Source organism: Azospirillum sp. UENF 112521, from assembly GCF_058780665.1.
This window is the reverse complement of the sequence record NZ_JBSNCI010000002.1, coordinates 216,677-240,916: the sequence shown is the minus strand read 5'-3', so window position 1 is coordinate 240,916 and position 24,240 is coordinate 216,677. Positions and strand designations below refer to the sequence as shown.

23 protein-coding genes are annotated in these 24,240 nt (G+C 66.7%); 9 read left to right on the top strand and 14 right to left on the bottom strand.

Annotated features, from left to right (window positions below):
- Positions 1-27: 27 nt before the first annotated feature.
- Positions 28-2,829, bottom strand: coding sequence for a cache domain-containing protein (locus ACWPN8_RS03265; protein ID WP_492239896.1), 2,802 nt, complete (start codon positions 2,827-2,829; stop codon positions 28-30).
- 217 nt (positions 2,830-3,046) lie between these two features.
- On the opposite strand from ACWPN8_RS03265, the gene ACWPN8_RS03260 reads away from it, so the two are divergent.
- Together ACWPN8_RS03260 and ACWPN8_RS03255 are read left to right on the top strand one after the other, a co-directional pair.
- Positions 3,047-3,370: a DUF485 domain-containing protein gene (locus tag ACWPN8_RS03260; protein ID WP_109095823.1), complete on the top strand. Its 324-nt coding sequence runs from the start codon at positions 3,047-3,049 to the stop codon at positions 3,368-3,370.
- Entirely contained in the window at positions 3,367-5,049 is a 1,683-nt protein-coding gene (locus ACWPN8_RS03255; RefSeq protein ID WP_109095824.1) for a cation acetate symporter, read from the top strand. Before ACWPN8_RS03260 ends, ACWPN8_RS03255 begins: the two co-directional genes overlap by 4 nt.
- Positions 5,050-5,130: 81 nt before the next feature.
- Here ACWPN8_RS03255 and ACWPN8_RS03250 read toward each other — a convergent pair whose 3' ends face one another.
- Genes ACWPN8_RS03250 through ACWPN8_RS03240 form a run of 3 tightly spaced genes read right to left on the bottom strand, consistent with a single transcriptional unit; the run spans position 5,131 to position 7,431 of the window.
- Positions 5,131-5,352, bottom strand: coding sequence for a hypothetical protein (locus ACWPN8_RS03250; RefSeq protein WP_109095825.1), 222 nt, complete (start codon positions 5,350-5,352; stop codon positions 5,131-5,133).
- Between the two features lie 37 nt (positions 5,353-5,389).
- Positions 5,390-5,746, bottom strand: coding sequence for an ATP-binding protein (locus tag ACWPN8_RS03245; protein WP_492241366.1), 357 nt, complete (start codon positions 5,744-5,746; stop codon positions 5,390-5,392).
- Complete coding sequence (locus tag ACWPN8_RS03240) at positions 5,737-7,431, bottom strand: sensor histidine kinase (protein ID WP_492239895.1); 1,695 nt, start codon at positions 7,429-7,431, stop codon at positions 5,737-5,739. The genes ACWPN8_RS03245 and ACWPN8_RS03240 overlap by 10 nt, the downstream gene beginning before the upstream one ends.
- 332 nt (positions 7,432-7,763) lie before the next feature.
- Between ACWPN8_RS03240 and ACWPN8_RS03235 the strand changes: the two genes are divergently transcribed.
- Both ACWPN8_RS03235 and ACWPN8_RS03230 read left to right on the top strand, forming a co-directional pair.
- Entirely contained in the window at positions 7,764-8,006 is a 243-nt protein-coding gene (locus tag ACWPN8_RS03235; RefSeq protein ID WP_109095827.1) for a hypothetical protein, read from the top strand.
- Positions 8,003-8,236, top strand: coding sequence for a hypothetical protein (locus ACWPN8_RS03230; RefSeq protein WP_109095828.1), 234 nt, complete (start codon positions 8,003-8,005; stop codon positions 8,234-8,236). The genes ACWPN8_RS03235 and ACWPN8_RS03230 overlap by 4 nt, the downstream gene beginning before the upstream one ends.
- A gap of 62 nt (positions 8,237-8,298) precedes the next feature.
- Here the strand turns inward: ACWPN8_RS03230 and irrA are convergent, their stop codons facing one another.
- From irrA to ACWPN8_RS03215, 3 genes are all read right to left on the bottom strand, one after another.
- On the bottom strand, positions 8,299-8,721 hold the full coding sequence (irrA, locus tag ACWPN8_RS03225; RefSeq protein WP_199237754.1) for an iron response transcriptional regulator IrrA: 423 nt from the start codon (positions 8,719-8,721) through the stop codon (positions 8,299-8,301).
- A 264-nt stretch (positions 8,722-8,985) separates the two neighbouring features.
- A complete protein-coding gene (locus ACWPN8_RS03220; protein WP_199237472.1) occupies positions 8,986-10,383 on the bottom strand; it encodes an NAD(P)H-dependent flavin oxidoreductase in 1,398 nt (465 codons plus the stop codon).
- A 254-nt stretch (positions 10,384-10,637) separates the two neighbouring features.
- Positions 10,638-11,381, bottom strand: a complete 744-nt coding sequence (locus ACWPN8_RS03215; RefSeq protein WP_492239894.1) for a glycerophosphoryl diester phosphodiesterase — start codon at positions 11,379-11,381, stop codon at positions 10,638-10,640.
- Between the two features lie 66 nt (positions 11,382-11,447).
- Here ACWPN8_RS03215 and ACWPN8_RS03210 point away from each other — a divergent pair, with 66 nt between their 5' ends.
- Entirely contained in the window at positions 11,448-12,485 is a 1,038-nt protein-coding gene (locus ACWPN8_RS03210) for a lysine-2,3-aminomutase-like protein (RefSeq protein ID WP_109095832.1), read from the top strand.
- A gap of 10 nt (positions 12,486-12,495) precedes the next feature.
- Here the strand turns inward: ACWPN8_RS03210 and ACWPN8_RS03205 are convergent, their stop codons facing one another.
- From ACWPN8_RS03205 to ACWPN8_RS03180, 6 genes are all read right to left on the bottom strand, one after another.
- Positions 12,496-12,843, bottom strand: coding sequence for a GIY-YIG nuclease family protein (locus ACWPN8_RS03205; RefSeq protein WP_492239893.1), 348 nt, complete (start codon positions 12,841-12,843; stop codon positions 12,496-12,498).
- Positions 12,844-12,922: 79 nt separating this feature from the next.
- Positions 12,923-13,453: a tryptophan-rich sensory protein gene (locus ACWPN8_RS03200; RefSeq protein WP_109095834.1), complete on the bottom strand. Its 531-nt coding sequence runs from the start codon at positions 13,451-13,453 to the stop codon at positions 12,923-12,925.
- A gap of 49 nt (positions 13,454-13,502) precedes the next feature.
- Positions 13,503-14,528, bottom strand: a complete 1,026-nt coding sequence (gene holA, locus ACWPN8_RS03195) for a DNA polymerase III subunit delta (protein ID WP_492239892.1) — start codon at positions 14,526-14,528, stop codon at positions 13,503-13,505.
- An 18-nt stretch (positions 14,529-14,546) separates the two neighbouring features.
- Positions 14,547-15,011 carry an LPS assembly lipoprotein LptE gene (gene lptE / locus ACWPN8_RS03190; protein WP_492239891.1) on the bottom strand — a complete coding sequence of 155 codons (465 nt, stop codon included), beginning with the start codon at positions 15,009-15,011 and terminating at the stop codon, positions 14,547-14,549.
- Between the two features lie 109 nt (positions 15,012-15,120).
- Complete coding sequence (leuS, locus tag ACWPN8_RS03185; protein ID WP_492239890.1) at positions 15,121-17,685, bottom strand: leucine--tRNA ligase; 2,565 nt, start codon at positions 17,683-17,685, stop codon at positions 15,121-15,123.
- 71 nt (positions 17,686-17,756) lie between these two features.
- Positions 17,757-18,296, bottom strand: a complete 540-nt coding sequence (locus tag ACWPN8_RS03180) for a DUF3576 domain-containing protein (protein WP_098740706.1) — start codon at positions 18,294-18,296, stop codon at positions 17,757-17,759.
- A 335-nt stretch (positions 18,297-18,631) separates the two neighbouring features.
- Between ACWPN8_RS03180 and ACWPN8_RS03175 the strand changes: the two genes are divergently transcribed.
- The 3 genes from ACWPN8_RS03175 to ACWPN8_RS03165 all read left to right on the top strand — a co-directional run bounded on the left by ACWPN8_RS03175 (position 18,632) and on the right by ACWPN8_RS03165 (position 22,677).
- On the top strand, positions 18,632-19,795 hold the full coding sequence (locus ACWPN8_RS03175) for a porin (protein ID WP_109452307.1): 1,164 nt from the start codon (positions 18,632-18,634) through the stop codon (positions 19,793-19,795).
- A gap of 330 nt (positions 19,796-20,125) precedes the next feature.
- Positions 20,126-21,226: a porin gene (locus ACWPN8_RS03170; RefSeq protein ID WP_492239889.1), complete on the top strand. Its 1,101-nt coding sequence runs from the start codon at positions 20,126-20,128 to the stop codon at positions 21,224-21,226.
- Between the two features lie 362 nt (positions 21,227-21,588).
- Positions 21,589-22,677: a porin gene (locus tag ACWPN8_RS03165; RefSeq protein WP_492239888.1), complete on the top strand. Its 1,089-nt coding sequence runs from the start codon at positions 21,589-21,591 to the stop codon at positions 22,675-22,677.
- Positions 22,678-22,753: 76 nt separating this feature from the next.
- On the opposite strand, the gene ACWPN8_RS03160 is transcribed toward ACWPN8_RS03165, so the two are convergent.
- Complete coding sequence (locus tag ACWPN8_RS03160) at positions 22,754-23,338, bottom strand: hypothetical protein (RefSeq protein ID WP_492239887.1); 585 nt, start codon at positions 23,336-23,338, stop codon at positions 22,754-22,756.
- Between the two features lie 254 nt (positions 23,339-23,592).
- On the opposite strand from ACWPN8_RS03160, the gene ACWPN8_RS03155 reads away from it, so the two are divergent.
- Positions 23,593-24,240 (top strand): YggS family pyridoxal phosphate-dependent enzyme, encoded by a 648-nt coding sequence (locus ACWPN8_RS03155; protein WP_492239886.1) that lies wholly within the window; start codon positions 23,593-23,595, stop codon positions 24,238-24,240.

Sequence of the window (24,240 nt, the reverse complement as noted above, 5' to 3'; positions counted from 1 at the left end):
TGGGTGCGTTCTATTTGCCCGATTGTATCAGGCCGGCGCGGGTTCGGCGGCGTGGCCGATGGCCGCCACCAGGTCCCGCTTGTCCCATGGCTTGCGCAGTATGACGGCATCGGCGGGAACGTCGCCATACTCGACAGCGAATCCACTGACCAGAACCACCCGCATGGCCGGGCGCAGCAGCCGGGCGCGCCGAGCCAGTTCCACCCCCGACAGGCCGGGCATCACGATGTCGGAGACCAGCAGCGACAGCCCGTCGATCTGCTCCACCAGCTCCGCCGCCTCGTCGCCACTCGCAGCCTCCACCACCGAGAAGCCGAGGTCGACCAGCTGCTGCCGCATCACCTGCCGGACATCGTCATTGTCCTCCGCCACCAGCGCCAGCTGGCCGGACCAGCCTCCGGGCTGCGGTTCGGCCGTTGCCGTTTCGGCCTCCTGCAGGCGGGGCACCGGTTCGGCACGCGGCAGCAGCAGGGTAACGGTCGTCCCCTCCTCCGGCCGGCTGTCGATGCGCAGATAGCCGCGCGACTGCTTGACGAAGCCGTAGACCATCGACAGCCCCAGGCCGGAGCCGAGGGCCTTCGTCGTGAAGAAGGGCTCAACCGCGCGGGCCAACGCCTCAGGCGTGAAGCCGGTGCCGGTGTCGGTGACACGGATTTCCAGATAATCGTCGGGCCGGACCGGCTCGTCGAAGGACTGATCGCCCTCCAGCTTGCGGATGCCGACCGCGATGTCGAGCCGACCGCCAATGGGCATGGCGTCGCGCGCGTTGATGGCGAGGTTGACCAGCGCGTTCTCCAGCTGGGTCTGGTCGGCTATGGTCCAGCAGTCCCGCCCCTCCTCCGGCACGCCGATGGCGATGGAACTGGGGAAGGAGCGGCGCAGCAGAACCGCCATGTCGCGCAAGAGGCCGCAAAGCTCGATCGGCTCCGGCTTCAGCGGCTGCTGGCGGGAGAAGGCGAGCAGGCGGGCGGTGATGTCGGCACCACGGCGGCCGGCGCGCTGGGCCGGCTCCAGATAGGCGTCGAGCCCCTCCACCGCCGCGTAGCGGTCGCGCGCCGCCGACAGGTTGCCGATGATGATCGACAGCAGGTTGTTGAAGTCGTGCGCCAGTCCGCCGGACAGCTGGCCGACCGCCTTCAGCCGCTGCGCCTCCACCAGCTGGCGCTCGGTCTGCTTCTCGTCGGTGACGTCGAGGGTCAGGACGAACAGGCCGGTGACCGCGCCCTCCTCGCCCAAGCCATGCACCCGGCCCTCCCCGCGGTGGGGAATGAGTGTGGTCTTGGTCACCATCTCGCGCCCGTCGCGCGGGAAGGCGTATTCGAAGGTGACCACCTCCCCCGACAGGCAGCGGTCCAGATGGGGACGCAACGCCGCCATCGCCCGACGACCGACGACCGACGCCAAGTCACGGCCGATGACCGACGCCTTGTCGCGACCGACCAGGTCTGCCCAGCGCAGGTTGGCGAAGGTCAGCCGACCGTCGCGGTCCAGTCCGGCGATGCTGGCGGGGATCGCATCCAGGATCACGCGCTGCCGGGTCTCCGCCTCCGCCAATGCGGCGGTGCGGTCGCGCACCCGGCTGTCCAGCGTGGCGACGGTGTCGCGCAGCTGGCGCACCATGCCGTCGAAGGAGGCGGCCAGCAGGCCGATCTCGTCGCCGCGGCGGATGCCGCTCTGGGCACCGAGGTCGCCGGCCCTCACCTGCACCGCGGTGTCGGCCAGCCGGCGCAGCGGCCGCACCAGCCGCCCGACCGCGATGTAGCCCAGCAGGCTTCCCGCCGCCATCAGCGCCATGCCGATGGCGAGGATGCGGTTGCCCAGCACCACCGACGACCGCCGCAGCTCGTCGACATAGACCGACGAGGCGATGTACCAGTCGAACCCCTCGAAATGCCGGACCCAGCTGATCTTCTCGTAGGCGTAGTTGCCGGGATCGTCGGGCTTGTCCCACAGATAGGTCAGCGGCTCCCCCTTTGCCGCGGCGACCTTCAAATCCTCGGCGATGGGACGGCCGGTGGCGGAGTTCAGCCGGTCGCCGAAGGCCGTGCCCTCGATGTTCGAATTCGGGTGGATGATCATCCGGTTCGCCGAATCGAAGATATAGAGATAGCCGGTGCGGGCGATCCGCAGCTTGCGCAGGGCCTGGCGCAGATCCTCGATGGCGTCGGCCTTGCGCCGCTCCACCTCGGCATCGACATCGGCCAGATAGGCGCCGGTGCCGACGATGATGCCACGCCTGGGCAAATCCTTGAAGAAGCTGAGCTTCGGCGCCCGCTCGTCGCCGTTCGGCCGCCACCACGGATAGGTCTGGAACCCCTCCCCCTCGCGCTTGGCGGTGGCGACAATGGTGGGCAGGATGTGGCGGCCCAGATTGTCGCGCAGATCGTCGGCCTTGCGCCCCTGATAGTCCGGCGAGGGGTGCGACAGGATCACCGAATCGTAGCCGATGGCCCACACATAGTCGCCGTTGCCGTAGCGGAAGGCGTGCAGCCCCTCCATCGCTTCGCGCCTCGCCTGCTCCATCGTGATCTCGCCGCGGTCTGCGCGGGCATAGACATGCTCGATATAGCCGACCGCCAGCTCCAGCACGTCGCGCAGCCGGGTCTTGTAGGAATCGACGGTCGCCACCCGCTGCTCCTCCAGCCCGCCGCGGATGCGGCTGACCAGTTCAAACACGTTGTCGAGGATGGTGCGGCTGGCGTCGCGTTCGATCTCGTAGGCCTTCTCCTCGATGAAGGGGACCGAGAAGACGTAGGCCGCCGCGGAGAACAGCCCGAGCGAGACCAGGATCGCCGAGAACAGCCAGAGGAACAGGGGCGAACGGATCATTTTCCGGGCGGGGGTGGCGGAATGCGGGGGCGATGGAATCCTCGCCATCATTCCAGCTTCACCGCCGCGGCTCAACGCGAATCAGTGGGATTGTTGCCTGAATTACCCTGAAACAATTCGTCATATTTCCGGGAAATTTGCGAAACAGTGTTTTGTTAGCCGGAAGGACATAAGCCCAAACAGGGCGACACAAGGACGTTCAGCGTCTGGAGGAAACATGCACTCCCCCGCCAACACTCCCGTCTACGAGAGGGTTCGCCGGAACCCCAAATTCCACGAGCTGGTGCGCCAGCGCAGCCGGCTGGCCCTGGTCCTGTCGGCCATCGTGCTGGTCGGCTACTACGCCTTCATGATGGTGGTCGCCTTCGCTCCCGGCCTGCTGCACAAGCCGATGTCCGACGAGTCGTCGCTGAGCGTCGGCTTCCCCATCGGGGCGGCGATCATCATCCTGTCCTGGCTGCTGACCGGCGTCTATTCCCATTTCGCCAACGGCCGCTTCCAGGACCTGACCGACGAGATCACGCGGGAGACGCTGCAATGATCGCCCGCCGGATCCTTGTTGCAGCCAGCGCCGCCATCCTGGCCGCCGCCCTGTCTGCCGTGCCGGCGCTGGCCGCCGGCGATGTCGGGCAGCTGGAAAAGCAGCCGATCAACCTGTCGGCCATCGGCATGTTCATCGCCTTCGTGGTGATGACGCTGGGCATCACCTATTGGGCGGCCAGCCGCACCCGGTCCACCTCCGACTTCTACACCGCGGGCGGCGGCATCACCGGCTTCCAGAACGGCCTGGCGATTGCTGGCGACTACATGTCGGCGGCGACGCTGCTCGGCCTGTCGAGCCTGGTGTTCGCCAAGGGCTATGACGGCTTCGTCTACACCATCAGCTTCTTCGTCGGCTGGCCGATCATCCTGTTCCTGCTGGCCGAACGGCTGCGCAACCTCGGCCACTTCACCTTCGCCGACATCGCCTCATACCGGCTGGACCAGGGCAAGATCCGCACTTTCGCCGCCATCGGCTCGCTGACGGTGGTGTGCTTCTACCTGATCGTCCAGATGGTCGGCGCCGGCCAGCTGATCAAGCTGCTGTTCGGGCTGGACTACAATGTCGCGGTGATCGTGGTCGGCGTTCTGATGGTGGTCTATGTCACCTTCGGCGGCATGATCGCCACCACCTGGGTGCAGATCATCAAGGCGGTGCTCCTGCTGGGCGGCGGCATCCTGCTGGCTTTCCTGGCCCTGTCCCGCTTCGGCTTCAGCCTGGAGGCCATCGCCAGGAGCGCCATCGCCTCCCACAAGGACGGCGTGAAGATCATGGGGCCGGGCACGCTGCTGGCCGACCCGGTATCGGCGGTGTCGCTGTCGCTGGGCCTGCTGTTCGGCACCGCCGCCCTGCCGCACATCATGATGCGCTTCTTCACCGTCCCCAACGCGCGCGAGGCCCGCAAGTCGGTCTTCTACGCCTCGGGCTTCATCGGCTTCTTCTTCCTGATCGTCTGCGTGCTGGGCATGGCGGCGATCACCATCGTCGGCACCGACCCGCAGTTCTTCGAAGGCGGCAAGGTCGGCGGCAAGCTCATCGGCGGCGGCAACATGCCGGTGATGCATCTGGCCAAGGCGCTGGGCGGCGACCTGTTCCTGGGCTTCCTGTCGGCGGTCGCCTTCGCCACCATCCTGGCGGTGGTGTCGGGTCTGGCACTGGCCGGCGCGTCCGCCATCGCCCACGACCTCTACGCCCGCGTCATCCGCAAGGGCGAGGCGACGGAGCGCGAGGAGATGCGCGTGTCCAAGATCGCCTCGCTGGTGCTGGGCGTCCTGGCCGTCGTGCTGGGCATCGCCTTCGAGAAGCAGAACGTCGCCTTCCTGGTCGGGCTGACCTTCGGCGTCGCGGCGTCGGTGAACTTCCCGGTGCTGATCCTGTCGATGTACTGGAAGGGGCTGACCACGCGCGGCGCGCTGGCGGGCGGCATCGCCGGCCTGATCTCCGCAGTGACGCTGGTCATCCTGTCCAACGCCGTGTGGGTGGTGGTGCTGAACAACCCGGCCCCCATCTTCCCCTACGAGCAGCCGGCCCTGTTCTCGATGACGCTGGCCTTCATCGTCACCATCGTCGTCTCGAAGCTGGACAGCAGCGCGTCGGCCCGTGCCGAGCGCGAGGCCTTCGAGGACCAGTTCGTCCGCTCCCAGACCGGCATCGGTGCCGCCGCCGCGGCCAAGCACTGATCCCCTGACGGCCCGACGGCCCGGCACATTTTAGCGGAAAGGCGCTCTTCTCCAGTCCGGGGAAGGGCGCCTTTCCTTATGTCAGCCGGCCGAGACGCTGTTGTCCTTGCGGCGCGACAGCTGGATCTGCCCGTCCAGGCATTTGACGTAGCCGGTCTTGCCCGGCTTCAGCCCGTCCAGGATGGTGACCAGCGCGCGGGGGATCGCCGCGAATTCCTTGGAGCCGCGCGACTGGCCGTTGTAGGCGGCGATGTGTGTGCGCAGCGTCTCCTTGGACACCGGCTTCCCGTCATTCCCGATCATCTCGTCCGCCTTTCGATGCTCTTGACCGCCGACAGGCTTACGCCGGCAACCCATCCGCCGCAACCGGCCGGCCGGTGCGGTCGGCGGGGAAACGGATGGTGGCGGCGGTGCCGCGGCCCGGTTCGCTGTCGATGGACAGGCTCCCGCCATGCAGGGCCATCAGGTCGCGGCAGATCGACAGGCCCAGCCCGGTGCCGCCGAACCGCCCGGAGATGCTGCTGTCGGCCTGCTGGAACGGCTCAAGGATGCGGGCCAGCGCGTCGGCGGCGATGCCGATGCCGGTATCGCGCACGGTGATGGCGATCCGGCCATCCTCCTCCCGCACCCCGCTTACCGTCACCCGGCCGCCGCGCGGGGTGAATTTGACCGCGTTCGACAGCAGGTTCAGCAGCACCTGACGCAAGGCGCGCTCGTCGGCCAGCAGATTGGGCAGGTCGGGGGGCAGTCGACCGCCAGCGTCACCCCACCGACATCGGCCGGCACCGCGGCCAGCGCCCGGCAGGTCTCGATGGCCTCGGCCGGCTCCATCCAGCTTTCATCCAGCGTGTAGCGTCCGGCCTCAAGCTTCGACATGTCCAGCACGTCGTTGATCAGGTCCAGAAGGTGGCGGCCGCTGTTCTGCACATGACGGGCATAGTCGCGATAGCGCGGGCTGCCCAGCGGACCGAACAGCTCGTGCAGCATGATGTCGGAAAAGCCGATGATGGCGTTCAGCGGCGTGCGCAGTTCGTGGCTCATGGTCGCCAGGAAGGCGCTCTTGGCCCGGTTGGCGGCCTCCGCCTGGTCGAGCGCCGTGGCCAGCCTTTCGGCGGCCTCGACCCGCTCGGTGATGTCGCGCGCCTCGACCACCAGCACCGTAACGACGCCCCTGTCGTCGTAGACCGGCTTGATCGTCACATCCATCACGCGGGTGAGCCCGTCGGCGACCACATCGGTCTCGTAACGGACGAAGCGTCCCGAGGCCGCCTTTTCGATGGACTGGCGGAAAGCAGCCGCCAGATCGTCCGTGCGGGCCCAGCCGCGGAACTCCCAGGCGGGATGTCCGACCAGCGCTTCGGCCGGCAGGCCGGCCAGGGCGCAGGCAGGCCGGTTCAGCGCCAGCACCCGACCGTCCGGCGCCAACAGCCCCATGATCTGGAAACTGCTGTCGAACAGGGCCTGCGACCGCCGTTCGCTGGCGCGCAGCGCCTGCGTCGTCGTTTCCAGCCGGCCGAGCTGCCGCAAGGCCAGCAATGCCAGCAGCAGCACCACCACCGACACTGCTGCGGTTTCCAGAATGCGTTTCCAGCGGTCGTCGTACCAGCCGGCCAGCACGTCCTCGGTCCGGATGCGGACATAGACGTAAAGCGGCCACCCCGCCACACGGCGCACCGTACCGATGCGCTCCCGTCCCTCCGTGGGATCGAGACCGGACAGCGTCCGGGCATTCTCACCGGCAGGCAGACGCGGCAGGACCGAGGCGAAGAAAGCGCGGTTCTCATCGAGAGCGCGCATTCCGCTCCGAGAATGGGACAGGACCATGCCATTCTCACCGTACAACAGAATGATGCTGAGCGGGCCGATGTCCTGGGTCGCATAAAGCCGGGCGAAACGGTCGAGATCGAGCACAGCCACCGCCATGGCGCTGCCGTTGGCAAGCGGACGGATTATCGCGGCCCGCCAACCGCCGTCGGCCTCGCGATAAGGCCCGACGAAGGCGCGCGGCTCCCCCATCAACGCCTCAGCCAACGGGGAATGGGCGACATCGGTGGGCTTGTGCAGACCGGCAGCCTGCCGCACCCGGCCATCCCGCTCGACGATCATCAGAGTCCGCAAAGCCGGCCCGGGACCGATGGCCGCCCCCGATACCCCTGCCCCTTCCCCAACCAGATAGGCGGGAATCGTCCCCTCGGCCGCCGTCGCCCGAAGGGCATGGTCCGCCACGACCATGACCCGGCGGGCGTCCTCCTCCAGCAAGGTCGAGAGGTTTGCGGTCTGGCGCAGACCATCATGGATCGCCCGGTCGCGCGCCCGCTCAAGGTCGGCGTATGCGACCAGCCAAAAGCCGGCGATCACCGCCACAAGCAGGCCGATTCGCATCGCGGCGACGGGCGGAAGAGAGGATAAGCGCCACCACGTCCCGCGTGCGCCACCGTCCGGTTCGGAGAGATCCGTCAAAGGAAATGGTCCGCCGCGTCTGAATGCTGGAGAGACGTCAAGCCGGAACGGCCGGACGCGACGAACTGTAGCATGCCGGTGCGGGCATTTTCACGTTCGCTTACCCCTGATCCGGGCAGCATCAGGGATGCTTCGGCCGGCCGTCGTGCATGGAAGGAGCTTAGGGGAAGAGTTCCGGGAAAAGTTTGGCTCGACAAAGCCCGCAGCCCGCGCTTCTCTGCCCGGCGACGATGTGAAGGAGGATCCCGTCGGGCATGCTGCAGGATTTCATCGATAGCCTGTCCCAGGGGCCGCTCCTGGGGCTGATGCTGTTCCAGATCGCCATCGTCTGGCCGATGTCGCGCATCCTGCGGCGGGCCGGCTTCTCGCCGCTGTGGGCCCTGTTCTCCCTGGTGCCGCTCGGTCATGTTGTGCCCATCGGCGTGATGGCTCACAGCCGATGGCCGGTGCTGCCGGCACGGCAGGCGCGCAAGGTCAAGGCACGGAGGACGGCATGACGGAGACCGTGATCCAGCTCGGCTTCTGGGAACTGCTGATCGGCTCCATCGTCACGATGTACATGCTGATCGCCGGCGGCTGGGTTCTGGCCAAGGCCGGGCGCAGCCCGCTGTGGATCCTGCTGCTGCTGTTCCCCTACCTCAACGTCCTGGCGGTCTGGGCCTTCGCCTTCATCCGCTGGCCTTTCGTCGACCGCGCCCCCTCCCCGACGCAGCCCGACGAGGGCTGAGCACCGGACCATCGGCAAGGGGACAGGATCGGACGTCATCCTCGATCAGATGTCGTCCTCGATCAGATGTCGTCCTCGATGAGGCGGACGATCACGTCGACGCGGGCGACGCGGGTGCCGGCGGGGGCGGCCGGAAGGTTCTGCACCGTCAGCCGGTCCGCGGGGATGTCCTCCAGCCGGCCGGTGGATTCGACGAAGAAATGGTGATGGTCGCTGGTGTTGGTGTCGAAGTAGGATTTGCCCGCCTCCACCACCACCTCGCGCAGAAGCCCGGCGGCGGTGAACTGGTTCAGCGTGTTGTAGACGGTCGCCAGTGACACCGGCAGGTCGGCTGCCTGCGCCTCGCCATGCAATTGCTCCGCCGTGACATGCCGGTCGCAGCCTTCGAACAGCATGCGGGCGAGGCCAAGGCGCTGGCGGGTCGGGCGCAACCCGGCGCTGTTCAGCCGGTCGAGGGCTCGCTTGAAGGGGCGTTCGGCGGTCATCATGGGCGAGGCACCCGTACTGTCGACAGTGGGATCGGACACGGAGTCCAAAACAGAACCGCGGCACTAGGCCGCATTCTGTTTAAGAGTAAAACCATTCGGAAAGCTCACGCAAGCCATTGTCGCAGCGACGTCAATGGAGACATGGTTTGGAGAGCCGCCCGAACCGGATGACTGCCCATGACGGCCCAATGCAAAGGCCGCCGACGGTTTCCCGCCGACGGCCTTGCCAGACCGATGGATGTGGCCGGTGGATGCGACCGGTCAGTAGCCGGTGGCGATCCGTTCAATCAGCTGCTTCACCGTGGGGATGAAGCCGTCGTTGTAATAAGGATCGCTGGCGAAGCGGTAGGCGTTGTGCCCCGCGAACATCAGCTGGTTTTCGCAGTCGTCGGTGTGGCTGACCGCCTGGAGCGTCTTCTGGATGCAGAAAGAGCGCGGATCGGCGCGCTTGCCCGTCGTGCCTTCGTCGTTCTGCGCCCAGTTGGAGAAGCCGCAGGCCGACAGGCAGCCCATGCAGTCGACCTGATCGTGCAGGATCTTGTCCGACTGCTGGGGCGTGACGAAGACCAGCGTGCTGTCCGGCGTCTTCAGGGCGGTGGTGAAGCCCTGGGACAGCCAACCCTCGGCGCGCTGCTTGTCGCTTTCGGTCACGTAGACCGGACGGCCGCGCGGACCGACCGGGAATTCGGCCGAATGCTCGCCCACCGGCTTGGACAGATAGGCGACCTGACGCTCGGACCGGGCCATCAGGTCCAGCAGGAAGGGGTTCTTCACTGCCGACGAGTAGAAGCCGGTGGGGGAGAAGCGGTTCAGGAAGACGTCGCCCGGCTGCAGCGCCACCAGCTTGCGCTTCCACGCCATCGAAATCGGGCTCTCCTGGGTCAGCAGCGGACGGGTGCCGAACTGGAAGGCGACAGGACCCAGGTCTGGATTGTCGATCCAATCCTCCCACTCCGACAGCCACCAGACGCCGCCCGCCATCACGATGGGGGTGTCGTTCAGCCCGAAGCTGTTCATCATCTGGCGCAGGGCCAGGACGCGGGGGAACGGATCCTCCGGCTTCTGCGGGTCTTCGGAGTTGGACAGGCCGTTGTGACCTCCGGCCAGCCACGGATCCTCGTACACCACACCGCCGAGATGGTCCCGGAACTTGTGGTAGGCGCGCAGCCACAAGGCGCGGAAAGCGCGGGCCGACGAGACGATCGGATAGTAATGGACGCCGTAGCTCACGGCGATCTCGGCAACCTTGTAAGGCATGCCGGCGCCGCAGGTGACGCCGTGGATCATGCCCTGGGCGCCTTCCAGCACGCCATGCAGGATGTGCTCGGCGCCGCCCATTTCCCACAGGACGTTCATGTGGATACGGCCGTTGCCGTTCGACGTCTCGTGCGCGATGCGCGCCTGGGCGATGCCGCCCTCGATGCCGAAGGCGATCAGCTCGTTATGGCGCTCGCGCCGGGTCTTGCCCTTGTAGATCTGCGGCAGAAGGTTGCCGTTCTCATCATAGCTGTCGGCGTTGACACCCGAAAAGGTGCCAATCCCGCCGGCAGCCGCCCAGGCTCCGGAGCTTTCGCCGTTGGAAACGGCAATACCCTTGCCACCCTCGACGAGCGGCAGAACCTCCCGGCCGGACATCGGCAACGGCTTCAACGCCTTCAACGAACCCTCCAAAGACCGAACGTGGCATCCCGTGGGACGCCGGACCAAAGCGGCGGACTACCGGACGACGAAAAGCTCCGCCGGAATCCGCGTGGGTTCCGGCGGGATCGCCAGTGCGGTTCTATATATGAGGAATTGGCGCGCCCTACGAGCGGATTCATCCCCTCGCGCAAAAAACGTTCATGAATTGCCGCAGTCGCGAACGGAAGCGTCAGCATATCGACCGGTCCACCGGCGGATCGTCGGGCTTCCCATCAGGCATCCGCCGCCAGTTCGTCGGCGAGCCGGCCGGGCGCATCGGTGAAGACCGCCGACACGCCCCAGCCGAACAGGGTCCGGGCGCGCTCGGCGTCATTGACGGTGTAGGCCAGCACCGGCCGGCCGGTGGCGCGGTACTCGGCCACGCTGTCCGCCGTCTGGCGGTCCTGATGGACGTTCAGCGTCGCCGCGCCGATGCGATCGGCGATGGAAGCCCAGTCGGAGGGCGGGTCCCACAGCAGATAGCCGCGCGGGATCTTCGGCCACAGACGCTGCGCCACCTCCAGGCAGGGAACCTCGAAACTGGAGAGCAGAAGCGGCCGGTCGGACGGCCACAGCGGGCGCAGGGTGTTCAGCGCCACCTCCGCCGTGATCTCCTCCTGCCCCGGATAGGGCTTGATCTCCAGGTTCAGGCCCAGGCCCAGGTCATTGACCAGCGCCACCGCCTCCTCCAGCGTCGGCACGCGCTCGCCGACGAAGGCGGCATCGAACCAGCGCCCGGCGTCGAGTGCCTGCAGCTCCGCCAGATCCAGCAACGGGACGGCGCCGCTGCCGGTGGTGGTGCGGTCCAGCGTGTCGTCATGGATCAGCACGGGGCGCTGGTCGCGGGTCAGCATGACGTCCACCTCGACCCAGCGGGCGCCCTGGCGGGCGGCTTCGCGGATCGAGGCGAGGGTGTTTTCCGGGGCGCTTTCCTTGGCGCCGCGATGGCCGATCAGGCGGGGAAGAGTCGACAGCATGGGTCTCGCAGGAGTAAGAGCGGTCGCTTTCCTACATGACCCATTCCGTCGAAGCGGGAAAGAGCGATGAAGGCCCTGCACAGCGTTTCCGATCTGGTGGCCGCCGGGCTGATGACGCCGGAGGCCGGCGATGCCGTGCGCACGGTCGCCGACCGCTATGCCGTGGCGTTGACCCCGTACCTGCGCGAGGCGCTGGCCGGACGCATGGATCCGCGGGATCCCCTCTATGCCCAATATGTCCCCTCCCCGGCCGAGGCGTACAGCACGCCGGAGGAACTCGCGGATCCCATCGGCGACGTGGCGCGCAGCCCGGTGAAGGGCATCGTCCACCGCTATCCCGACCGGGTGCTGCTGAAGCCGCTGCACGCCTGCGCGGTCTATTGCCGTTTCTGCTTCCGCCGGGAGATGGTCGGCCCGGGCGGCGAGGCACTGACCGCCGAGGAGATGGATGCGGCGCTGGCCTATATCCGCGAGCATGAGGAGGTGTGGGAGGTGGTGATCACCGGCGGCGACCCGCTGCTGCTGTCGCCGCGCCGGCTGCGCGGGATCGTCCACGCGCTGTCGGCCATGCCGCATGTCGGTGTCGTCCGTCTGCACAGCCGCATTCCCGCCGCCGATCCCGACCGTGTCACGCCGGAACTGGTGGAGGCGCTGACCGCCCCTGACCTCGCCACCTGGGTCGCCGTCCACATCAACCATGCCGACGAACTGACTCCACCGGTGCGGGCGGCCCTCGCCCGGCTGGTCGGGGCCGGCATCCCACTGGTCGGACAAACCGTGCTGCTGAAGGGCATCAACGACAGCCATGCCGCGCTGGAGGCTCTGTTCCGCGGGATGGTCCGCAACCGGGTGAAGCCCTATTACCTGCATCATCCCGACCTTGCCGCCGGCACCAGCCATTTCCGTCCGACGCTGGCGGAGGGGCAGGCACTGGTGACCGGCCTGCGCGGGAAACTGTCCGGCCTGTGCCAGCCGACCTACGTGCTCGACATTCCCGGCGGCCATGGCAAAGCCCCCGCCGCCCCGGCCTGGATCGAAGCGGAGGACGGGAACCGCTATCGCGTGACCGACTTCACCGGCCGGGTTCACGACTACCGCGGCTGAGCGCCCGCCCTCAGATCGCTTCTGCCCGCAAAGCCGCAACCCAATGGGCGACCCGCGCCTTCAGGGCGGCAGCGCGGGCGAAGGCAAGTTCCTCGTCTTCCAGCGGCTCGACGATCTCGAACGCCAGCGACTCGGCGCCATGGGCGTTCCAGGCTACCTGCAGGCTGCGGTGCGGGCAGCCGCCCATCTTCAGTTGGAACCAGAGGCGGTTCCGGATCTTGTCGAGGTCCGGCGCGCCGCCCACCCACACCGTACCGGAGGCCCCGCAACGGACGGCGAAGACACCGGCCACGCTCTTGCGCTCCTTGTAGGCGGCCATTGCCGCCTTTCGATCCTCTTTCCCAACCGTCGCCGCCATAGCCTTCACTCCTTCGCGGGTTATCTGTCCCGATTGGTTATACCCGGGTGATATTCCATGCAAGGTTTTTATCCGGGTTTTATCCCCAGAGGGCTGGCGTCCCGAACAGCGGATCGGGGTTGATGAGGGCATTGTGGATGCCGACCACCGAAGCGAAGCCGGTCCACAGGATCAACGGCGTCCAGATCAGCGCGATGCTTCGGTCGTCACGCCCTACCAGCGCGATGCAGATCGACGTGATGACGAAGAAGCACACCGTCCATGCTGCGGCGAGGATTGAGCTGCCCAGCGTGAAATAGACGAGGCTGAAGGTGGCGTAGATCGCCCAGGTCACCGCCTGGAGGCCGATCAGAAGCCCGCGGCTGCGGATTCGCCGCGCCGGGTCGATCAGGCGGATGTCTCCCCAGATCTGGAAGACGTTCAAGGTGAACCACATCACCGGGAAGACCCAGCCCGGCGGCTGCAAGGGCGACGGGTGGTGCCCGGCAAAGGGCTGTCCGCCCCGCTCGACAAAGCCCCAGGCATTGACGATGACCCAGAACAGCAGGGGTTGCCACCAGCGGACCCGGAAGGGGGCGGGCGGTGGCGCGGAGTACGTGGCGTCGCTCATGCTCCGCCAGATAGCGCGCCGCCCCCAACGGTCAAGTCAGCGCCATCCTTCAGCGCCGGGCCCCCAGCGAGGCGAGCTGGAACAGCACGCGGGCGCACAGGGTCTCGTCCGGCATGTTGGTGCGCTTGCAGTCGGCCTCGGCATCGACCAGCCGCTCCAGCGCCTGCCGGACATGGTTGGGTGACCAGTGGCGCGCCTGCCTGACCAGCCGGGTTTTCAGCTTGAAGAAGACCGGCGGGCGCAGCGACTCGACGGCGGCCTCCGGCGACTTGCCGGCAGCGACCTGGGCGGTGAGCAGTTGCAGCCGCTGAAAATGGCGCTGGGCGCCGCGCAGGATCGGCACCGGCGAGGTGCCCTCGGCGAACAGGCGCGCCAGCGAGCGGTCGAGAGTCGCGAAATCGCCCTCCGCCGCCGCCCATATCGGCTCGTCCATCGACAGGGCGGCGCTATCGCCGATGCAGGCCTGGGCATCCTCCAGCCGCACGCGCTTTTCGCTGCCCATGTAGAGCGCCAGCTTTTCCGCCTCGCCGCGGGCCACCATGCGGTCGCCGACGAGGTTGCCGGCGAGGAAGCTCAACACGTCGGGATCGGCGGTCAGCCCATGGCCTTGCAGAATGTCGGCGATGACGCGGCCGAGCGACGCCTCCTCCTCGACATAGCAGGGGATGGCGGCGGCGGCATCGTCCCCCTCGAACAGAAGCCGCAGCTTGGAGCGGGCTGAGAGGTCGCCCGACTCGACCACCACCAGGCTGTCGCCCGGCGGCGGGTTTTCCAGAAAGGCGGCAAAGGCGGCGGTGGCGTTGTCCTCGGCATCGCGGACGCGGATCAGGCGCCGGCCGCCGGTGAAGGAGATCGCCGCCGCCTCGTCCGCCAGCCGCGCCGGATCGTCGGCAATGGCGCGCCCCAGGAACTCAGCGACGCGGAAGGGATCGGACAGGTCCGGCACCACCGTCTTGCCCAGCGTCTGGGCGCGGTCGCGGACGAGCCCCGAGTCGGGACCATAAAGCAGCACCGCCCGAACCTTGCGGTCCGGGCTGCGCAGAAAACCATCGATCGCCTTGGGCTGGAGCTTCACCCGTGCATCCCCGGCCGGTCAGGACCCGCGGCCGAGAAACATGGCGACGCGGGTGGTGATGTCGTTGGAGATGTCTTCGAGCGCCCGATCATAAGCGTTCTGCACTGTCACGATGGCGGCGTAATGCTGCTCCAGCGTGTTGTAGCTGACCATCGAGCGCGAGCTGGACTGGAACACGACCTGCCCGGTCTGGGTGTCGGTCAACCGGTAGGGGGCGTTGACCAGCAGCTGGGCGCGCACCGCGGTGGCGTCCTTCTGCAAGGCCAGCTTCTGTTCCGACGCCGTCAGCGACACGTCCAGCCGGTAGCGCGGAGCGCTCGGCCGCTCCGACGGGTAGAAATTGTCGATCAGCAGGTTGCGGAGCTTCTGCCCTTCGCGGTTGGGGATCGACGCGATGTCGACCTCCATCAGCCGCTCGGACGCGGCGGCCCCGATGCCCTTGCCGCCATAGAGCGGCTGGAACCCGCAGCCCGACAGGGACACGGCGGATAGGCCGAGCGCGAGGGCGAAAAGCCCCCGCGCCGCGGCCCGACGGAGTGGGGCCTGACGGGGCGGGCTCCGGCGGAACGAGCCCTGGCGGATTGATCTGGGATCAGACGACGACATTGATCACCCGGTTCGGGACGACGATGACCTTGCGCGCCGGCTTGCCGTCCATGGCGCGCTGGACGTTGACATCGGCAAGTGCCGCCTGCTCCGCCGCATCCTTGTCCATGTCGCGCGGCAGTTCCAGCGTGGCGCGCAGCTTGCCGTTGACCTGGACCGCGATCTTGACGCTGTCCTCCACCACCAGGGCGGGGTCGGCCTCCGGCCAGGGCTGGTCGGCCAGCAGGCTGCCGTGGCCCAGCTGCGCCCACAGCTCCTCGCCCAGATGCGGCATCATCGGACCAACGAGACGGACCAGCGACTCGAAGCCCTCGCGCAGGACCCAGCCCTCGCCGTCACCCTTGCCGTCCAGCTCGCCCAGCGCGTTGGACAGCTCGCGAACGCGGGCGACCGCCTTGTTGAAGCGGAACTTGTCGAGATCCTCCGACACGCCGGCGATGGTCTTGTGGACCAGGCGACGGACGGCCTCGGCCTTCGGGCTGAGCAACTCGGGCTTCGGCGTGCCGGCGGCCGGCAGGTCCGCCTCGGTCATCATCCGCCACAGGCGGTTGATGTAGCGCCAGGCACCGTCGATGCCGGCCTCGGTCCATTCCAGATCGCGTTCCGGCGGGCTGTCGGACAGCATGAACAGGCGGGCGGCGTCGGCGCCGTAGGTGCCGATGATGTGCGCCGGATCCACCACGTTCTTCTTGGACTTCGACATCTTCTCGACACGGCCGACATTGACCGGCGCACCGGTGTCGGCCCGGACCCACTCGCCCTTGTCGTTCTTCGTCAGGTCGGTCGGGGCCAGCCAGGCGCCGGTGCCGGAGTCCTTGTAGGTCTCGTGGTTGACCATGCCCTGGGTGAACAGGCCGGTGAACGGCTCGTCCAGGTTCAGGTAGCCGCAGGTCTTCAGCGCGCGCGTCCAGAAGCGGCTGTAGAGCAGGTGCAGGACCGCATGCTCGATGCCGCCGATATACTGGTCGACGCCCAGCCAGTAATCGACCGCCTCGCGGGTGAAGGCCGCATCCTCGGTCTTCGGCGAGCAGAAGCGGGCGAAATACCAGGACGACTCGATGAAGGTGTCGAAGGTGTCCGTCTCGCGCAGCGCCGGCTTGCCGCAATTGGGGCAGCCGGTGTGCTTCCAGGTCGGGTGGTGGGCCAGCGGGTTGCCGGGCTTGTCGAAGGTCACATCCTCCGGCAGCACGACCGGCAGCTGGTCGTCCGGAACCGGAACGATGCCACACGACTCGCAATGGATGACCGGGATCGGGCAGCCCCAATAGCGCTGGCGGGACACGCCCCAGTCGCGCAGGCGGTACTGGGTGGTGCGCTCGCCCTGCTCCGCCGCTTCCAGCCGCTTGCCGGCCTCCTCCTTCGCCGACTCGGTGTCGAGTCCGTCGAGGAAGGCGGAGTTCCGCAGCACGCCGGGGCCGGTGTAGGCCTCGGTCCCGACCTCGAAGGCCGCCGGATCGGCATCGGCCGGAATCACCACCGGGCGGACCGGCAGACCGTACTTGCGGGCGAAATCCAGGTCGCGCTGGTCATGCGCCGGGCAGGCGAAGATGGCGCCCGTGCCGTATTCCATCAGCACGAAGTTGGCAACGTAGACCGGCAGCTCCCAGGACGGATCGAAGGGATGCACGACCGTCAGCCCGGTGTCGAAGCCGCGCTTCTCCGCCGTCTCGATCGCCTCTTCGCTGGTGCCCAGCCGGTTGCACTCGGCGATGAACTCGGCCAGTTCCGGGCTGGACGCGGCCAGTTCGGCCGCCAGCGGGTGATTCGGGGAGATCGCGGCGAAGGAGGCGCCGAACAGCGTGTCCGGGCGGGTGGTGAACACCTCCAGATCGTCCTCGCGCCCCTTGATCTTGAAGCGGAACCGGACGCCGGTGGACTTGCCGATCCAGTTCTCCTGCATGATGCGGACGCGCTCGGGCCAGCGGTCCAGCGTCTCCAGGCCCTTCAGCAGATCTTCGGCATAGGCGGTGATCTTCAGGAACCACTGCGACAGCTTGCGCTTCTCCACCAGCGCGCCGGTGCGCCAGCCGCGGCCGTCGATCACCTGCTCGTTGGCGAGAACGGTGTTGTCCACCGGATCCCAGTTCACCCAGGATTCCTTGCGGTAGGCGAGGCCCGCCTTCAGGAAATCCAGGAACATCTTCTGCTCGTGGCGATAATACTCCACATCGCAGGTGGCGATCTCGCGGTCCCAGTCGATGGACAGGCCCATCGTCTTCAGCTGCCCGCGCATGGTCGCGATGTTCTCGCGCGTCCAGGCGGCGGGATGGACCTTCTTCTCCAGCGCGGCGTTCTCCGCCGGCAGGCCGAAGGCGTCCCAGCCCATCGGGTGAAGGACGTTGAAGCCCTTGGCGCGCTTGAAGCGCGCGATCACGTCGCCGATGGTGTAGTTGCGGACGTGGCCCATGTGGATGCGCCCCGACGGATAGGGGAACATCTCCAGCACATAGTATTTGGGCCGGGAGGCGTCCTCGCGCGCGGTGAAACAGCCCTTGCTGTCCCACACGCCCTGCCACTTCGCCTCGGTTTCCTTGACATTGTAACGCGACATGAGCGCGACGCCGTTTTCCGTTGTACCAGATGCTCGAAAGGCCGGGACACCAGCCCGGACCGGCCGCCGCGTCAGCGGGCGGCGGCGTTCTGCGCCACGCGAAGCTGGCGGGCGCGGGTCAGAACCGCGTCTTCCAGGGTGCCGGCGGTTTCCGGCCCGACAGTGATGTCGCGCCAGTCGTTGCCGGTCCGCTGCTGCTTGAACACCGACACCCGGACGCCGTCGGCGCGCAGCTGGCGGTCCATGATGTAGAGGTTGACCTTGAACCGTTCGTTCGGCGAATCGGGCGGGGTGTACCAGTCGGTCAGGATCACGCCGCCGAACGGGTCGGCCGAGGCGATGGGCATGAAGGACAGGGTGTCGAGCGAAGCGCGCCACAGGAAGCTGTTCACGCCGATGCCCCCGGCCGTGTCCTGGTCGCCGCCACGCTTGTTCTTGCCGAACAGGTTCAGACCGCCGTCGGTGCCGAGCAGGCTGCCGAACTTGTAGTCCTTGTTCTTCATCTGCTCTTCGACGGTTTCGGTCTTGCCGCCCCAGCTTGCGCAGCCGGCGATCGAGACGGAAGCCGCGAGCAGTACAGGGACAAGGCGAAGGGCGGTCGAACGGCGCATGGTCGGGAACCCGGTTTAGAAAAGGGGTTGCCGCGCGCGAGTCACGCGCGGAATGCCGGTGAACAGACCATAAGTGGACGGCACCACGCAACAGCGGAAGCGTCTTTGCCCCACCCCGTCACAACAGGATGACAACAGGCGAAGCCTGCCGGGTTGCACTGCGGCGGGCTCGCCAAGGGCCTCCTTCTTAGTGTGCTCCGTGCGACACACTGTCCCCCCAATGCAGCAATCCCGGAGATTTGCCGCTTGCTGGCGAAGGCGGGGGTGCGTACGAAAGTCTCAGCCAGGACGTCAACCAGGCTGAAACATCTGCTGCCAGGATGGAGGCAAAAATCATGACCCGTTATCTGCTGGCCGGCGCTGCCGCCGCCGCTCTCGCCCTCGGCGCTGGCGCCGCCAACGCCCAGGCTAAGTTCGAAGTCAAGGTCGGCGGCGACGCCTACTTCGAAGCCGGCTACGTCGATCAGGATCTGGACTCCGGCCTGCGTTCGACCGAATTCCGCAACCGCATGCGCATCAACATCATCCCGTCCGCCAAGGCCGACAACGGCCTGGAGTACGGTGCGCGTATGCGTCTGCGTGCCAACGCTGGCACCAACAACGCCCGCAACACCGATGCCGACCGCGCTTACATCTTCGCGCAGGGCTCCTTCGGTCAGGTCCGCCTCGGCGTGACCAACTCGTTCAACGACGAGACCTACACGACCGCCCCGCTCGACTACCTGCCGCTCGGCATCTATGACGCGCTGCCGGCCTGGATCGGCACCACCGCCAACGGCCTGAACAGCGGCGCCGCCAGCACCGTCACCAACGGCAACACGATCATCACCCAGTCGCTGGTGGCGGAAGCCAACTCGACCAAGATCGTGTACTTCTCGCCGCGCTTCGCCGGCCTGCAGGTTGGCGCCAGCTACACCCCGCGTAACGACAGCTCGGCCACCGACGTCAACCGCGTCAAGCCGGTCGGCACGTTCGCCGCTGGCGGCGCTGGCACCTACACCGACATCGTCGAAGTCGGCGCCAACTACAACAACACCTTCGGCGGCGTGACCGTTAAGGCCAGCGCCGGCTACAACTGGGGCCGTGCCGTCGACGACGTCGTCGGTTCGAACTACAAGGATCTGAACGCCTGGCAGGCTGGCGCTCAGGTTGGCTACGCCGGCTTCGCCATCGGCGGCGGCTACATCGACTACGGCAAGTCGGGCCAGAACAAGCGTCCGGGCGTTGCCACCGAGAACACCCGCAACTGGGTTGTCGGCGCTCAGTACACCGCCGGCCCGATCGTTGTCGGTGCCAACTACAAGAACGGCAAGGACGCCGGTTCGTTCTTCACCGCCGGCGACCGCGAACTGCAGGTCTACGAAATCGGTGTCGGCTACACCGTCGCTCCGGGCCTGACCGTCCAGGCTCAGTACGACCACTTCAAGCTGGACAACGACGCCTCGCTCCGCGACGACAAGGGCGACGTCGTCCTGGTCCGCTCGATCCTGGCGTTCTAATCGATCTTTCGATCGAACGTCCGGCAACGGATGGAAAGGGCGGTGGCTTCGGCCACCGCCTTTTTTCTTGCCCATGCCTTCCCCTTGCCAACTTTGTAGGCAAGCCGCCTGATTTTCAGTCCAACCAAAGAGCAGAATTCAGCCACTCTTGGATTTTGTAATCATTCCAACCAGTTATGAGTGTGTTTTTGTTGCAACTGTGTTGCGAATGCGAAAGCGCGCCGCAGTTTGCCTCTTGCCGGAGTAATTGGAGAGCGGTTAAGTCTTGCTTACAAAGACAACCGACCGCTCCCGGCCAGAACGGGGCGTACGCATAAGGATGGATAATCCATGAAGCGCTCTCTCGTCATCGGCTGCGCCGCCGTTGCCCTCGCCGCCGGCTGCGGCACCGCCTCGGCCCAGTCCAAGTCCAAGTTCGACATCCTGCTGGGCGGCGACGCCTTCTTCCAGGGCGCCTATGTCGACCAGGACAACGACAACGGCCTGCGCAAGACCGAATTCGCCAACCGTTTCCGTCTGACCGTCACCCCGACGGCCAAGGCTGACAACGGCCTGGAATATGGCGCCCGCCTGCGCCTGCGTGCCTCCAACGGCACCAGCAACGTCCGCACCACCGACGCCGACCGCGCCTACATCTTCGTGAACGGCTCCTTCGGTTCGGTCCAGGCCGGTGTCGTCAACGGCCCGTCGGACAACTCGGGCGTCATCGGCCCGAACGTCGACGGCATCTCGGGCAGCCCGGACGGCTGGGTGTTCAACTACTACGGCGTGACCTCGCTGCCGTACGTTGTCGGTTCGCTGCGCACGCTCGAGTCGGGCGACGCCAGCACGAAGATCGTCTACTCGACCCCGAGCTTCGCCGGCTTCAAGCTGACCGCCGCCTACACCCCGACCTACGGCAGCAGCAACACCAACATCGAGCGCCGCAAGAACGTCACCTACAACGACATGGGTGAAGTTCAGGCCTACTATAAGGGCGCCTTCAGCGGCGTCGGCATCGAAGCCAGCGTTGCCTACCAGTTCGCCCAGGCCCCGACCGGCTTCGAAGACCTGTCGTCGATCCACAGCGGCGCCACCGTCACCTTCGGTCCGTTCGCCATCGGCGGCAGCTATGCCTTCAGCGGCGACAGCGGCTACCGCAAGGGCCACACCGGCGTTGACGACAACCAGGTCTGGCTGGTCGGTGCCCAGTACACCATCGGCCCGGTCATCCTGGCCGCCACCTACACCGACGCCAAGGGCGCCAACGTCGGCACCGGCGCCTTCTCCGCTGCCGATTACGCCCGCGCCCACGTCTACCAGGGCGGCGTGACCTACGCCGTGGCCCCGGGCCTGACCACCGGTCTGGAATACAGCTACGTCGACAACAAGTCCGGCGGTCGCAACAACGACGCCAACATCGTTCTGTGGGACACCCGCTTCTCCTTCTAAGGGACGGGTACCTGGCAGCAAACGTGAAGGCGGCGGAGAAATCCGCCGCCTCTTTTTTTGTCCATTTCCCAGCCGGAAGGCAGGCCGGCGCATGCCGAACAGGCTCATGCCTCAACTCGTCCGAAATAGGTAATCCTTCGGCGCAAGACTGCTGACTGTGACACCCAATAAATCGGCAAGTATTTAATATATGGATTTACATGATCCGGAGTTCCGTGCTTTTCCCGTCACTGTCCTCGGAATGAGGTGACTTCCATCCCTGCCGCCACTTGTCGGAGTGGCGGTGGCAGGACTAAGTCTGGGGTCACAAGATACCGCTCGCGCCCCAATCTGACGGGACGCATGCACCGAGGATGACATCCATGAAGCGTTCTCTCGTCATTGGCTGCGCCGCCGTTGCTCTCGCCGCCGGCTGCGGCACCGCTTCTGCACAGTCCAAGCTCGACATCCTGCTGGGCGGCGACGCCTATTTCCAGGGCGCCTATGTCGACCAGGACGACAACACCGGCCTGCGCAAGACCGAGTTCGCCAACCGCTTTCGCCTGACCATCACCCCGACGGCCAAGGCCGACAACGGTCTGGAATACGGCGCCCGCCTGCGCCTGCGCGCTGCCGGCGGCACCAACAACAACCGCAGCACCGACAGCGACCGCGCGTTCATGTTCGTGAACGGCGGCTTCGGCACCATCCAGGCCGGCGTGATCAACGGCCTGTCGGACGAATACGGCATCATCGGCCCGAACGTCGAAGGCATCGAAGGCTCGCCGGACGCGCAGTTCCTGAACTACTACGCGAACACCAACGGCGCGCCTTATGCGCTGGGCAGCCTGCGCACGCTGGAGTCGGGCGACGCCAGCAGCAAGATCATCTACCTGACGCCGAGCTTCGCCGGCTTCCAGGTCGGCGCCGCCTACACGCCGGTCTATGGCAGCAGCAACACCGACATCAACCGCCGCAAGAACAGCACCGCCTATCGCGACATGGGCGAGGTCCAGGCCACCTACAAAGGCGAGTTCGGCGGTTTCGGCCTGGAGGCGAGCGCCGCCTATCAGTTCGCCAAGGCGGCCAGCCAGCTTGAGGATTTGTCCTCGGTCCATGTCGGCGCCAACCTGTCCTACGCCGGCTTCAAGGTCGGCGGCAGCTACGCCTTCAGCGGCGACAGCGGCTATGCCAAGGGCACCCGCGGGGTGGACGACCAGCAGGTCTGGATCGTCGGCGCCAACTACGATTTCGGTTCGGTGATCCTGGCCGCCACCTACACCGACGCGAAGGGCATCGACAGCAACTTCGCCGGCCTGAACGCCCGTACCCATGTCTGGCAGGCCGGCGTGACCTACACCGTTGCGCCGGGCCTGACCACGGGTCTGGAATACAGCTATCTCGACAACAAGGTCGGCGGCGTGAACAACGACGCCAACATCGTCCTGTGGGATACCCGCTTCGCCTTCTGAGCGGTAGGGTTCCAACGGCGGATACGAAAGGGGCGACGGAGAAATCCGTCGCCCTTTGTCGTTGTCCGGGACCGGCTTATTTCTTAGGCGCCGTTTTGGAGTCCTTGTCGGCCGTATCGCACGCCATGAACAGCACCGACGACTCCAGCGGCGTCCAGACCAGCAGGTAGCGCTCTTTGTCTCGGTCGCCGAGGAAGACGATCGTCTCCGAATCGGTGACCGACTTGGGATGGATCTCGCCCAGCAGGTAGCCCATGCGGCCGTAATTCGCCATGGTCCCCTGGAAGATGAAGTCCAGCCGCTCCTGATCGTCCTTCGCGACCTCCCAGCCGAACTGTTCCTGCCGCACGCAACGGCGGCCATATTCGTCCAGGACCTTGTCCATGAAGCTGCGATAGGTGCCGTCGTCGGTCAGCGGGTAGGCCGGCTCGCTGAAGCGGACCTTGGTCATCGGCGACCCCAGCATGACCTTGGCCTTGCCTTGCTTGGCACCGGGCTTCGCCGGGGCGACAGCCTTGGGGGCCTGCTTCGGATGCTCCTCGGCATGGGCGGGGCTGGCGGCGGGAACGGCGACGCACCAGACGGCCACTGCGGCGGCGAACAGGCCGGCAGGGACGGCCGGCGTCAAGGCGGAGAGCAGGGAACGAAACGGACTCCGCATGCGGAGGTCTCCTCGATATGCAGAACGATGACAATACCCGCGCCGGCGATGGGGATGCGTCGGGCATGGTCGCTTGGGGCGCTTGCGTTTCCGCGGACCGTCCGCTAACACGCCGCGGAAGCGCTGTACACCCGCAGCGACCGGATTGGGGGCGGCCATGACGACGACGCAGGGCACTGGCAAAGATACGCGAACCGGCCCCGAAGCAGGCGGTTCCACGGTTGCGGAAAGCGTGACGGGACGGCTCGAACTCGGTGCGGCGTGCCATTGCGGAGACGGCATCCGCCTGCGGGCGCGACAAGAACGCCGTGACTCTGGTGGCGGTGTCGAAGACCCATCCGGCCGAAGCGGTGGAGGAGGCGCTTGCCGCCGGCCAGCGCGTGTTCGGCGAGAACCGCGTGCAGGAGGCCAAGGGCAAGTTCCCGGCGCTGAAGGAGCGCTTCCCGGACCTGGAACTGCATCTGATCGGGCCGCTCCAGACCAACAAGGTCAAGGATGCCGTAGCATTGTTCGACGTGATCCAGACCCTGGACCGCCCGAAGCTGGCCGAGGCGCTGGCGGAGGAAATGGCGAAGTCCGGCCGCCGGCCGCGCTGCCTGATCGAGGTGAACACCGGCGAGGAGCCGCAGAAGGCGGGAATCGCCCCGGCGGAGGTCGAGGCCTTCCTGGCCGACTGCCGCGACCGGCTGGGCCTGCCGGTCACTGGGCTGATGTGCATCCCGCCGGTGGACGAAGAGCCGGCCATGCATTTCGCCCTGCTTGCCGAGATGGCGCGCCGGCTGGGCCTGCCGGAGATCAGCATGGGCATGAGCGGGGATTACGAAACCGCCGTCCGCTTCGGCGCCACCCATGTGCGCGTCGGCACGGCGATCTTCGGTGCGCGTCCCTACCCGGCCCAGTAA